Here is a 13,229-nt window from a genome sequence, read left to right on the forward strand (position 1 = left end):
GAATAGCTAGGGATAGTAATAAAAATGATGAACTTATTTACAGCTTTTGAAAGGAGGTATGTTTATCGAAGGACAAACATACTAAATATTTACTAGTATCCAATACGAAAGAAGATGCTCTTCATCGAGTATTGGAAAAATAAATAATTGAAAAATGGCGGCAACCTCTTTTCACTTATTTATTTTAGCTAATTTGGGCGTAAAAGACAAAATGAAAAGGAGCTTATTATGAAAACGAAAAGAAAATGGATAAGTAAAGCGGCATTAAGTTTGGGCGTATTGACAATGTTGGGGGCAGCAGGTGCGGGTTCAACGGTAGCGTTTGCGGCACCACCCGCACAGAATATTAGCGGGAATGCGGTATCAGATAATACGTCTGATCGCTCAATTACTATTTGGAAGTACGAAATTAATAGTGCTTCGGAATTAGGTGAACGTGGGGATGGAGAATCGTTGGATCCAGCTGTAGCACCTGATTTGGTTGGAAAGAAAGTCATGCAAGATGTCAATTTTGAAATCATTAAAGTAAAGGCAATTGGTAATGCAGACTTAACCGATCCATTACAACAAGTGGAGGGGACTCATTGGGAAGTGGATTCTTCGTTTACCAGACAGACAGGTGTAACGGCTGCGGATGGTAGTTTGAAATTCGATGTTGGAACTGGAAAGAGCGCGGATGGCATCTATTTAGTGCGGGAAATTAAAGACTCGACTGGGGAATATACCTACACTGATCCAGTTTCAGGTGAAACGGGATTAAAAATCAACAAACCAATGGATCCGTTCTTTGTTCATTTACCACAGACAAAACGTGATGACACTTCTAAATTGATTTACGATGTCCATGTTCATCCAAAAAATATTGTCACAAACACAGAATTGGATAAAACAGTTGAAGGTGGTAAAGGCTACTCCATCAAAGCGGGACAAGATTTCCAATGGGAAGCAACGACGGCATTGCCTTCAGGACTGTTAAGCATCATTAACGAGCCAATGAAGATCACCGGCATGCATGATCCAGTTACTGGATTGCCGACAGCTGACTTAGATATCACTGGACCATTTCCTTATGAACTGTATGCGGATTACTTCCGAATCACCGATGATTTGAACACAGCACTTTTACTAAAAGATATTGTTGTCCAAGTAACGGATGATGATGGTGCTACTTGGACAGATTTAACGATTGGCACTCATTTTAATGTTGAATTGAATGACACTCCAGTAGCTGCTCATCCAGTCACAAATATGACCGCTGGGGCAGCAAAAAAAGTAGAAGTTAGTTTGACCCAAGCAGGAATGAAAAAACTAACCGAAGATGAAGATACTCATATTCGAGTAGTTTATAAGACAACTGTAGAACAAGACTTTAATGGAAAAATCACGAATAAATACAAGATTGATTACTTGATTCCTGGACAAGAACCAACTTCAGAGGAAAGTGACGAACCTGAATACTACAATGGTGGATTTGACATTAAAAAGACGGATAAAGCAGGAGCGGATCTATCTGGTGCGGAATTCCATATCGCACTAACTGAGGATGATGCAAAAGACAATATTTTCTTAGCAAGTGATGGTAAGACATACAGAAAAACTGCTGGACCTGGTGGAACGCCAGCTGCTGATACGCTTCCAGCAGGAGTAACATATTTGACTTCTACATCAGACGCAACAGGTAAAGCGCACTTTGATGGGTTGAAATTAGATTGGTTTACGGATTCTAATGGAAATGGTGTACAAGAACCAAGTATTCCGTCAGAAGCAACATGGGATGAAGCAGATATTAAAAAAGATTACTGGGTAGTAGAAACGAAATCTCCAGAGGGTTATGAATTATTGAAGACCCCTCAAAAGGTGACTGTCACTCTAACTACACATAGCAATACTGATCCAGAAGTAACGGTAGTCAATGAACCAAAAACGAAATTACCATTCACCGGTGGCACAGGCACCATGTTGCTAATCATCATTGCAATCGGAGCAATCACTATTGGTACCGCAGCCATCGCAATTGATAAAAAACGTCGTCACGCTTAACTGTTGAAGGATGAAAGGATGGATAGACGATGCTCCGTAATATAAAACTAAAGCAAATAGTCGCCGTTCTTCTTCCGGTCGTGTTTCTTGTAGGGATTGTGATCAATTTTTCTAATGGAAAAACACTAAAGGCGGATGATTCTAAACAGAAATTAGTACAAGTTAAATTTGCTGGAGGAATGGAAACAAAAGAAGATGTTGTTGTAAAGGAAGACAGTGTCATTGTTGAATTAACCGGAACAGATTCTAAAATAGTACGTCTTCCAGATAGTGAAGAGTATTCTTTGCAATGGCTAGATTCGTATGAAAATCCTCTAACAATAGAAGAGAAGACTCAAAAAGAACTTGAATCGTTAATGGGTCAAGTGAAAAAGTTAGATACTGATAAAAAAGAAACAGCACCAATGGCTTTTCATTCAGTATCTGACAAAAATGTTGGAGCAACGTATTTTCAATTAGTAAAAGATCAATCAATTACTATTTTAGTGACACATTTGACGGACAAACAAGCACCAGTTATTTTGGATGATTCAGAAGATGCATCTAAGAGACAAACAATGTTTACCTTTGGAGCTAAAGAACTTGACAACAGCAACGAACTTGAAGATAGAGTGACAAATAATGTATCTAATTCTGGATCAGAAAATAGTTATAAAAATATTTTGGAAGTAAAAACAGAGACTAGCAAAGATTCTTTGAAAGAGTTGCTCAAAACACCCTATAAGAAAGAAGATTCTTTAAAAGCACCATTATTTCTAAAGGAATCTACTGGCAATAAAGCAAATGATGTTGGAACAAAGAATAGTTCTCCGGTCATCATTAAAGATGTTAAAACTACAATTAAAACTGGGACATCCAAATTTGATAGTGATATTGATCCTGGTCATGATAATAGCGAGACGAATGATATTGTTAGAACATACGATCAAGTGGCTTATCTAGTATCGTTTTCTATTCAAAATATGACAACTAACAAAAAATATACAGATTTTCGCTATCGAGTAATAGCAGAGTTACCTAATGCAGTGGAAATTCTTGGTACAGGACCAATAAACAACGGAGAAATTTCTAATGGTTCGTATATTGACACTTCTGCGGCAGATGGCTCTCAAATCTCACAAGGGGTTATGGAATCAACAATTTCAGATACTGGGCAAATTTTTATTCCAATTATTTTGAACGTGTACGGTACCACTCACGGAAAGGTTTTTCAACCTACAATTAAGTTAGAGCTACTCAGCGCGAAAAACGATGAAACCGGGGAAACAGAAGAATTCAATCAGACTTATGATGATAAAAGTTTTGATGCTTTGAAAATTCCTGAAACAAAAGCAACCGCAAAACCTTCTGTCCGGGTTCGACTTGTGAGAGGTGAGCGTTCATCCGGAGAAATTTTTGGATTATCTGACAAGAATGTGGATTCCATGGATGTAGGTGCTGTAACTGAATTACGCCCGTTGGATGGTCGGGATGCTGGAGATTTTAGAGGAGCATGTTTCCCAAGCGGACCAATCAAATATCAAATCAAGCAAAAGGGAACGAAGACACTAATGTCAGGCGAGATACAGTCTTTGACAACCGCTGAACGAGATCCAATAACTCTTGTTGCTTCATCCATTGCAACCAAGAATCGCAGCTTGGCAAATTGGCAGAAAGAATCAAGTTGGACGATGGATGAAAGTAAATTAAAAGAAACACTCGACATACCAAATGGCGTTACTCAAAAAATTTATACGAGTCAACCTCCAGGAGATGTTTCTATGATTGGTGTATATGATTCTGGGAGTGTTAGTCATACGAATGGGCACTACGTTTCAACTATCACCAATAGTGGCTATCACGGTATTGAGAATCCGTATACTTATACATTAAAAGGTAACCGAATGCCAACTGCTACGAGTAAAACTTTCTCTAGTGAAGAATTTGTATTTCATTGGGATCGAACAAAGACGCATGCGAAAGGATCATCAGAGAACTGGCAAAGGTATCTGGCGACTCTTTATGTGGACGAGATAACTTATAGTGATGGAACGAAGTCATCAAATGATTCCAGTTTGGATTACGATACAATTATTGGTGTTCCTGGTGGTTTTTCTTCCAGTATCATTGTTCAAGATCTAAATCATAAGAACCTATCCTTATCTCAAGGTGGAGAGCCGCAACACAATACGGGAAATGTTCGACTTAAGCAGAATCAACAGGTCTGGTTTCGAATGCCAAGTTCAACAGGGATGATTATAAACGATGTTAACGATAGAGATATCATGCGAATAGGTCAATCGATAATGATGTGGGATCCTTCTGGCTTTGAGTATGACACAAGCAGAGATGCTTATTACATGAACAAAAAAGATAAAATTAACATGTTCCCTCCCTTAGAAGAAAATGAAGAAAATTTTTACACCTCTGAGAGTATAGAAATTAGGTATGGTGTCGCTAAAACTCTTTCAGCTACACCAAACTATACCATGAAGGTTGAAGATCTTTTAGATATGGAACCACTCTATGACTGGTATGATACACCAGCGAAAGCACAAGCAGCTGGTGATATTAGTGCAATACACTTCATTTTGAGAGCGAATGCTTCTACTAAGGTTCCTAGATATTTTATGGATGTTTTAGCACCTGTAAAAGTAAAGGCACAACCAGGAAGTAAGACTCCCAAAGGAAACCCATTGACTGTGTTAGGATCAATGAAATTTCGCGGTGATGGGACGAGGGTAATTAGTAGTGTCGATGATGCAACCAATCGCGCGAACTATCCTGTGAACGGTGTAGCCACGTTTCAGCCGACTGTTTTTGACAGTTCGGGTGTAGCTACGTCCATTCCGACAGTTTATTGGAATCACATCGGTGAAAGTATGTATGTAGAGCCATTCTCGATAAAAACCGAAACGAATGTGGCTGAAAATCGTTATGATACTAGTGAAGAGATTGACATTCGCGTAAATGGAATATTCTCTGGGGATAAGGATATCAATTATTCTAGCGCATTGAATACAACCTTGCCGAAAGGAATAATTTATAAACCTGGTTCCTCTATAGATGCAGAAGGTACGAAGTTAAATGATCCCACGATTACTAATAATCCAGATGGAACAACGACTCTTCGATGGCCGTTCAATAATATTCCCGATATAGGAAAAGGCCTTGAAGTGAAATTTAAGGCGACATCTGATTTCAAACAGTTGACCTTCAAAGATAACGGAGTCACGAATGCACTGGAAGTGAAGACGGTCGGAGAGGTCTGGGAAACCGGGCAACCAGACAATAAAGACAATTCGGATGAATCATACCGCAGTTCGATGGATTCTTTCATCGAAACACTGAACCAGAAGGTGATTCTGGCTAAGAAAGAAGATAAGCCATATATCGAGGTTGGAAAAAATGATCCGTTAGGGGAAGATACGTCGATTACTTACACTATTAAAATGGATAATCAAAGCACAAATATTATACCTAATGCTAAGTTATTGGATGTCTTACCCTACACTGGTGATTCACGGGGGAGTCAGCTGAGCGGCGACTACACAGTGAAGTCCATCGAAGTAAAAGCGGGAAAGAATGCAAAAATAGATATAAGCTTTACGGAAAATTCTATTAGTGTTGGAACAAATCCAAATGACATTACTGGCTGGACTGAATATATTCCTGATACAACCCCAATAGATGATATCAAGGATGCGAAGGGAATCTTGGTAAATTGTGATTCGTTAGGCATAGGAGACACACTTGAACTAAAAATTAAACTCCAACCAACGGCTCAAAAAGCTGGAGATGTTTTTGTTAATACGGCATCAATGAATTCCGATTTGAAATTACCTGTTGATTCACAAGCAGTTTGGACAAGAGTTTATGGGCGGGATCTAACTGGTTATGTCTGGTACGATGATGATTACGATGGGCTGATAGGCACTAAAGCGAATGGGTCACCTGAAGATCCAGTTGGAAATATTCCAGTGAAGCTCTATCGGACAAGTTTGAAGAATTCGAGTTACGTCAAACAATTAGTGAAAGAAAGCTTGACTGGAGAAAAATTCATTGATGATTCTGGAGATTCCCTTATCGAGACAGGTTCGGATGGAAAGTACAAGTTTGAAAATCTTCCTGAAGGAGACTATCTTGCCGAATTCATGATAGGCGATATCGTTGTTACAAAAAAAATCGTCATTGTGACGAAACAATTAATTGGTAGTGATCCAAAATTGAACTCTAAAGCCGATCCAGATGATTTCAAGACACCAGAATACAATCATCCAGAGTTGAAGGATCTGCCAACACTTTTAACAGGAACAGACAAGGTCCATCACATTACCGATGTCAACGCAGGCTTAACTCGTCTATCTAAGATTCGACTCTTCAAGTACGAAGAAGGAACCGTGATAGATGCAGATGGTGATGGTAAATTGAGTGATGCAGAGATTGAAGCAAGCACCACCCATGCCTTAGAAGGTGCGGAGTTCCAACTGTATAAAGCTAACAGTGAAGATCCAGATAACCCTAAGCCTGAAGATAAAATCGGTGATCCTGTCACTACAGGTGCAGATGGCTGGCTAGAATTTGGAAGTCTCCCGCCTGGTGACTACACCATCGTTGAGACAAAAGCACCGGAAGGATTTGAATTACTAAAAAAACCAGAACATGTCACAATACCAACCTATAACTATATCGCCATCGTCCATGTTCCTGATAAAGGGCAAACCAAACTACCATTTACGGGCGGAACCAAAGCGATGAGATTTATTCTGATTGGAGCCACAAGTCTTTTCGTAATTGGGATGATGGGAGTCTTCCTACATTTTCGACCGACCAAAGGAAAGGGAGGAAACTAAAATGAAAAAGCTACGTCGTTTGTTGTTCTGTTTGATTGTTTTCCTCCTGAACTTTGGTGGGGTGATCGCTGCTCATGCCGAAGCAGAGACCGCTGAAACGCAAGGAAATACCGGGTACAGTATCTTCGTTCAGAAATACAAGATCGAAGATTTTGCCAAAATTGCGGATACGCTGCCCTTGGATGGAACGAAAGTCGATCAGGTCAAAGATGCAGATGGAAAGAATCTGGACCCTTTGCCTGGGATGACCTATGAAATCACCCGTGTGACACCGATTCAAGGCGCCTCTGGTTTCGAACCCGTTCAAGGGGACGGCGCCTTTACTACGACCATCACCACCGATGAAAAAGGACTTGCCCACGCGGGAAATCTGGTACAAGGGATGTACCAGATTGTTGAAAAAGAACACGCACAGTTAAAAGACGTAATGGAACCTGTTGTCGTCGAGCTGCCGTTTCCCCAACAGACGGGAGAACCCTTGAATGAAGTCTACATCTATCCGAAATCTAGTGTCTTAGGGAAGACCCCTAAATTGCCTGTGACCAAAGGTCCGGATGGTACCCCGATCGAAGTCGATGAAAAAGGGGAAATCAAACGATTGCCGCAAACCAGTGGAAACATTGGCACGGCGCAAGTGTTGATGTGGATACTCGCCATGATTTTCGCTATGGGCGGTGTCGGGATGTTCAGTATTCATCGAAAGAAGGACGTTTTTTAAGACGATCGCTCATGCATCATTACTGAAGAAAGAATCTGGGATGCGCATGTTTTTCGTGTCTTTGATTCTTTCTTTCAACTTGTCAAACCCTATTGGAAAGAAGGATTCGTCATGAAGAAACGAAACAAGCCAAAACGAAAACATTCCTTTTTAAAGATTTTCGCGATCCTGATGATCGTTGGCGGTGTTTTGACGCTTCTTTACCCCATTGTAGGGAATTATTTGGCCAATCGTGAGCGGAGTCAGGCGGTCTCTGAGTACGACGATACGATGAAAAAGATGTCGCAAAAGGAAAAGGATGAACAATGGGCCTTAGCTAAAGCCTATAACAAGTACATCTATAACAAGCAAGAAGGATTACCCAAAGGAGATCCTGTTGTTTACAACAAAATCATGAAACAAGGGGATGTCATGGGAACCGTCGATATTCCCGCGACTGATATCAAACAAATGCCTTTTTTTCACGGCACGTCATTCAAAACATTGGAAAAGGGCTTGGGGCATTTTGAACCGACCTCGATCCCCGTCGGTGGGAAAAATACTCACTCAGTTATTACGGGCCATAGTGGGGTCAAGAACCAGGTGCTCTTTACCGATATTCGAAATTTAAAAGAAGGCGATTTGTTTTTTATCAATATTTTAGGCAAACGCTTGGCGTATGAGATCGATTCCTTTGAAGAGATTTTGCCAAGTGATGTCGACAAGGTCAAGATTCATAAAGGCAAGGACAAAGCCACGCTTCTGACCTGTACGCCCCCGGGGATCAATACCTTTCGTTTGTTAGTCACGGGACATCGGATCGATTATAAAACAGCGGTTAAGAAGAAAGTGAAGAAACGCAATACATGGAGCTATCAAAATATCGTCTTGGCCACCTTGGGACTGAATGTCGCGATCTTCGTCTTACTCATGGGCTTGTATCGTCGCTTCATCAAACGATTCCGATCGGATGATCCGATTATTGCGGCTAAGGCACGAAAGAATTTGAAACGATTATTCCTAGTCACGAAAACGCTCTTCATTATTTTGTTTGTGACGATGACGGCGGTACTCGTCACCGCCATCTATGGGTATCTCCACATGGAGGAAGAACCGGCGTCTGCCGCAGTCAATATCGGGCCGCAAGAAGAATTGAGTGCGTATAATATCGATAAGATCAACGAAGCAAACTATGGCGAGAAACAGATCGCCAGTGTGAAAATCTCCGATTACGCGAAAGCGAAATCGGTCGTCCAGAACACAACGAATAACTGGGGGATTGGAAAAATTGTCATTCCCGATGTGTCGATCGACCTGCCGATTCTAGCAGGGATGGCGAATGAAAATCTGTTAACCGGAGCGGCGACCTACCGCTCCGACCAACAGTTAGGTCGCGGAAACTATGTTGTCTTAGCACATAATATCTTTGATAAGGATGTCTTGTTGCACCGCATCCAAGATTTAAAAAAGGGACAGCTGATTTATGCGACGGACTTTAAACAAGTGTATGTCTACGAGGTGTCTTTGAACAAGATCATCGAAGAGACCGAGGTGTCCTATGTGGAAAAGGAGCCGAAGAATGGGATCGCGAAGCTGACCCTCTTACGATGTGAAGGGGATATCGGAACGATCTATCGGCGTCTTGTTCAAGGAAATCTCAAGAGCGTGCATTCGTTACATGATGCTGAGGAAGATCTCTTCAAGCAAATGAAATTGAAGCGCGAGGATCAGAAAATCGATGGCACTCTAATAAAAAAGGACCCGGTATCTGAACCTGAGCGAGTAAGCATGACGTTGGCTGCGAAGATCATTTCTGATCCGATGCAGACAGTGGTACCCTTATTTTTACTCTTCTTATTACCCATTTTATTCTTTAGTTTGATTTAGAAAGGAACCCATGTATGAAAAAGATCGTAATAGGTGTTTGTGGACTACTCGTTTTCATCGGTGGTCTGGCTAGTATACGCAGTGGGGTGTTGAAGGCCGGTGAGCTGACCAACGACTCCTCTTTAATAGTAGAAACAGGAACAGCAGAAAGTCAGATGTCTGTGCCGGAAAGTAATGAAGCACCTGTAAATGAAGCTGTCATACCAGAAGCAAACAAGAAGGAACCCGTAGTAACACCAGAAATTCAGTCTTCTGAACAAGGATCAGCAGCAAGTTCGGAAACAGAGGGTTCAACAACGTCTGAGCAAAGCAGCACCATAGATTCGTCAACCAGTACGAGCACGCCTGCTTCGTCGTCCAGTTCGAGTACATCCAGTTCGACCAAGCCATCAAGCAGTTCGTCTACTTCAAGTACGACAAAACCAAGTCATTCATCGAGTAATAGCTCGACGAAACCAAGCGGCACAAAGCCAAGTAACACCAAACCGAGTTCGACGACCCCAAGCAGTTCTCTGCTCACTCAGCCGTCGACTAGTCAGACACAAGAAGAACCGAAACAGTCAGCGACTCCTGCGCCAACACCAGTGATACCGAGTACACCCGCAGCGGAGGCTCCAGCAACACCACCAACGATGAGTGTTCAGCCATATCCGTTTGTCGCACCGACTGCACCTGAGGCTTTTTCAGAAACAAGTAATCTAAAGTTGCCAAGTGAATTAAAGACAACGGAAGTCGCACAATCTGATTTGAAAGGCTTTGAACTGCCGCTGTTAAGCAGTTTTGAAAACAAAGCCCATGCGGCATTGATTTATGAAGGAATCAAGCAGCTTGGGATTGAACAAGAAGAAACCTATGATGCAAAACAATTAGCGACCGATTTGTACCAGCAATTATTCTCTATAGAAATCACTGATAAGCCAGAAAAAATGCCAGAAGAAATCACTGTTGGCAGTCTCGTTTATCAAAAAGAAAAAGACAATCACATTTTATTAGGTATCTCTATCGGTGAGGATTATTACTTAACAGTTGATGATGTAGAAATTGAAAAAGAGACCACTGAAGAAGAGGCGAAGGAAACATCTGATACTGAACCTGAAGAGAAAAAGACTCAACGCCAAGTAGTAGTGGAGTCTATTGATTTAGAGGAAGACCTATTAATCAAGGAATTGCCCGAAGCATCATTGACTGAATACGGTGAACAGGTCTTGGCAGAATATCCAGCTTCTATGAACTTCACTGAGAATGAAGGCGCAAAGGCTTTTATTAAGAAAATCGCGGAAGATGCTCAGAAGTTAGGGCAAGACTACGATGTCTTTGCCTCTGTCATGATCGCGCAAGCCTTAATAGAAAGTGGATCAGGGACTAGTACGTTGTCTTTATCTCCAAACCATAACTTGTTTGGGATTAAAGGAACCTATCAAGGACAATCCGTATCGATGGCGACCCAAGAGGATCGAGGAAATGGCGATTTGTATTCCATCAACTCAGTGTTTCGTAAGTATCCGAATTACGCAGCGTCACTAGGGGATTACGTAGAACTCTTGCGTGGGGGCATTTCAGGCAATGGCGGTTATTACAAAGATGCTTGGCGCTCAACAGCGAAGAATTACCTGCGCACAACAAACGCATTGACCGGGACTTACGCGACGGACACGACCTATGGACAAAAGTTAAACTCGATTATCGCGTTGTATCATTTGACTGAATACGATCAGGTGAAAACAGACGGCGCTGGTTCTGGCGTCTTCATCAAAGGCAAAGAAGAAATTCCAGAAGAGTACCGTAGCCGCATGAAATACCCGGATTACAACGGTGTGGATTACAACAGTTCAGGCTCCTACCCAGTTGGGCAATGTACGTGGTACGCCTTCAATCGGGTGAAGCAATTAGGCAAAACCGTTGATGACTATATGGGCAACGGTGGCGAGTGGGCAACCAAAGGAAAAGCACTCGGCTATGAAGTGAGTCAGAAACCAAAGGGTGGTTGGTTGATTTCCTTCAAGCCAGGCGTTGCCGGATCAGATCCGCGGTACGGGCATGTGGCATTCGTAGAAGTCGTCCGTCCAGAAGGTATCTTGATCTCAGAGGGTAATGTCTATGGTGGTACAGTGATTTCGTACCGAGTGATTGACACGGCATTGGCTACTTCTGATCAAGTTTCCTATATCAAAGCAAAGTAATCACACAGAGAAAAAGGAGTACCGTAACTTATGGCAACTGTTCGTTCACGTCAAACAAAAAAAGAAGAAACCCCGCCACAGCGCTCGATTGCCAAAAGTCTTATATTGACCATTCTGACCTTACTGGTATTAGTTGTGTTGTTCATCTCGGGGCAGCTTGTTCGCAGGGAATACAGCTTTCATCCCATCTCAGGAACGTCTATGAAGCCGACGTTGACAGAAAAAGACATGGTTTTAGTCAAACGAAGTGATCCGATTCACCGCTATGACGTGATCGCTTTTTCTGTCAAAGGAGAAGAAGGGAAGTTCGTCAAACGAGTGATTGGGATGCCGGGAGATACGATGTTTATCCGCAATGATCGGATGGTCCTGAACATTGGCGAGCAGGGAGATTTTGAAACGACCTACACGTTTCAGCTGTCTCCCGCTGTCGCTGAAGAATTTCAAGACCTAACCAAAATTCCGAAAGGATTGTACTTTACGACCGGTGATCATATCGATGTGTCGAAGGATAGTCGTACGTTTGGCTTTGTCTATAAAAAGGAAATCGAGGGAAGGGTCCAGTTCCATCTCCCCTCTTTGATTAGAAAGCAGGCGGATAGTGAATGAAGCAGGTCCTGCTAGAGGAGAGAGCATCATGTATCTACTAGGAATACTCAGTGTAGGTCTCATTGTTTTAGCAATTATTCTAACCATTGTACGACTACTCTTTGACTTACGATTCGCCGCGATTCAAAAGGAACCGGATCAATCGCCTTTGTTTCGTCGAAAGGTCAACTACCTAAGAAAGCTTGAACAGGCGAGACATATTCGTTACTTACTGCTTACCTCGCTAGTGACTGGTGTTGCCTTAGTACTGTTTATTGGTTCATGTCTCCTTTTGGTGGAGGATCATCGGAAATTGAAGACTCGAACAGGCAAGATGGACGAACGAATCGCACAATTAGAAAAAAGACAGGAACAACTTATCCTGAGCATCCCCTTGAAGAACTACCCCGAAGAAGGGATCGGGCTCAAAGCGTATGAATGGGATAAGCTAGCTGCGGAAGCTAAAAACTCTGCGCTTCAAAACCAAATGGAAGCCGAGATTACCCAACAGACGATGCCTTATTTTGGTTCTGTCGAAACGAGTGTTTCGTTGTCCGAGCCGAAAACACTGTCCCTTCAATTGAAGGGTCAAATGGAGGACGAGACCAGTAAAGAAACGATTCAAAAAAATATTGATTATTTTGCGAAGGAAGCAGAAGGCGTTTCTGAGCTGACGGCTATTCATGTTCGGATGAATGCATCCGTTGGAAAAAAGAAAAAAGTGGTTTATAGCGTGAACTATTCTCGCGAAAATGGTGAGGGTGTGTTCAACAAAAAGAATGTTTCCGAGCAGAATCTAAAGAATGATGGTGGGAAAGGCTAATGGCAGAGAATAAGAAAAAACGAAAATGGCTGTCTACGAATGCGTTGAAGGAATTTATCAACGATATTACCGAAGAAGAGTTGAAGGCGGAAGAACGATACAACGAGACCCATCGGCTTCATGAGCCGTTTGAGTTGAGGGCTGAAGAACAGTCTGAATCTGTCGCAGATGAACAAGAGCAG

The 13,229-nt window shown here is 42.1% G+C and carries 8 protein-coding genes; all 8 read left to right on the plus strand.

The window, feature by feature from the left end:
- The first annotated feature begins 228 nt into the window (after window positions 1-228).
- Window positions 229-2,040 (plus strand): SpaH/EbpB family LPXTG-anchored major pilin, encoded by a 1,812-nt coding sequence (locus tag JZO85_RS19540; protein ID WP_207110193.1) that lies wholly within the window; start codon window positions 229-231, stop codon window positions 2,038-2,040.
- Window positions 2,041-2,069: 29 nt separating this feature from the next.
- Entirely contained in the window at window positions 2,070-6,872 is a 4,803-nt protein-coding gene (locus tag JZO85_RS23210; protein ID WP_242550453.1) for a SpaA isopeptide-forming pilin-related protein, read from the plus strand.
- 1 nt (window position 6,873) lies between these two features.
- Window positions 6,874-7,590, plus strand: coding sequence for a pilin N-terminal domain-containing protein (locus JZO85_RS19550; protein ID WP_207110194.1), 717 nt, complete (start codon window positions 6,874-6,876; stop codon window positions 7,588-7,590).
- A gap of 111 nt (window positions 7,591-7,701) precedes the next feature.
- Window positions 7,702-9,456: a sortase family protein gene (locus JZO85_RS19555; RefSeq protein ID WP_207110195.1), complete on the plus strand. Its 1,755-nt coding sequence runs from the start codon at window positions 7,702-7,704 to the stop codon at window positions 9,454-9,456.
- A 14-nt stretch (window positions 9,457-9,470) separates the two neighbouring features.
- Window positions 9,471-11,636 carry a glucosaminidase domain-containing protein gene (locus JZO85_RS19560; protein WP_207110196.1) on the plus strand — a complete coding sequence of 722 codons (2,166 nt, stop codon included), beginning with the start codon at window positions 9,471-9,473 and terminating at the stop codon, window positions 11,634-11,636.
- Window positions 11,637-11,666: 30 nt separating this feature from the next.
- A complete protein-coding gene (lepB, locus tag JZO85_RS19565) occupies window positions 11,667-12,245 on the plus strand; it encodes a signal peptidase I (RefSeq protein ID WP_207110197.1) in 579 nt (192 codons plus the stop codon).
- Window positions 12,238-13,047, plus strand: coding sequence for a hypothetical protein (locus tag JZO85_RS19570; protein WP_207110198.1), 810 nt, complete (start codon window positions 12,238-12,240; stop codon window positions 13,045-13,047). The genes lepB and JZO85_RS19570 overlap by 8 nt, the downstream gene beginning before the upstream one ends.
- A partial coding sequence (locus JZO85_RS19575) for a hypothetical protein (protein ID WP_207110199.1) occupies window positions 13,047-13,229 on the plus strand: 183 nt, incomplete at its 3' end. The genes JZO85_RS19570 and JZO85_RS19575, both read left to right, overlap by 1 nt.

This window comes from Candidatus Enterococcus murrayae, from assembly GCF_017315985.1.
Lineage (GTDB): Bacteria > Bacillota > Bacilli > Lactobacillales > Enterococcaceae > Enterococcus_A > Enterococcus_A murrayae.

Bases quoted from the DNA above. Each gene is read 5' to 3' on its own strand.
- JZO85_RS19540 (WP_207110193.1), top strand. From the start codon at position 229: ATGAAAACGAAAAGAAAATGGATAAGTAAAGCGGCATTAAGTTTGGGC.
- JZO85_RS23210 (WP_242550453.1), top strand. From the start codon at position 2,070: ATGCTCCGTAATATAAAACTAAAGCAAATAGTCGCCGTTCTTCTTCCG.
- JZO85_RS19550 (WP_207110194.1), top strand. From the start codon at position 6,874: ATGAAAAAGCTACGTCGTTTGTTGTTCTGTTTGATTGTTTTCCTCCTG.
- JZO85_RS19555 (WP_207110195.1), top strand. From the start codon at position 7,702: ATGAAGAAACGAAACAAGCCAAAACGAAAACATTCCTTTTTAAAGATT.
- JZO85_RS19560 (WP_207110196.1), top strand. From the start codon at position 9,471: ATGAAAAAGATCGTAATAGGTGTTTGTGGACTACTCGTTTTCATCGGT.
- lepB (WP_207110197.1), top strand. From the start codon at position 11,667: ATGGCAACTGTTCGTTCACGTCAAACAAAAAAAGAAGAAACCCCGCCA.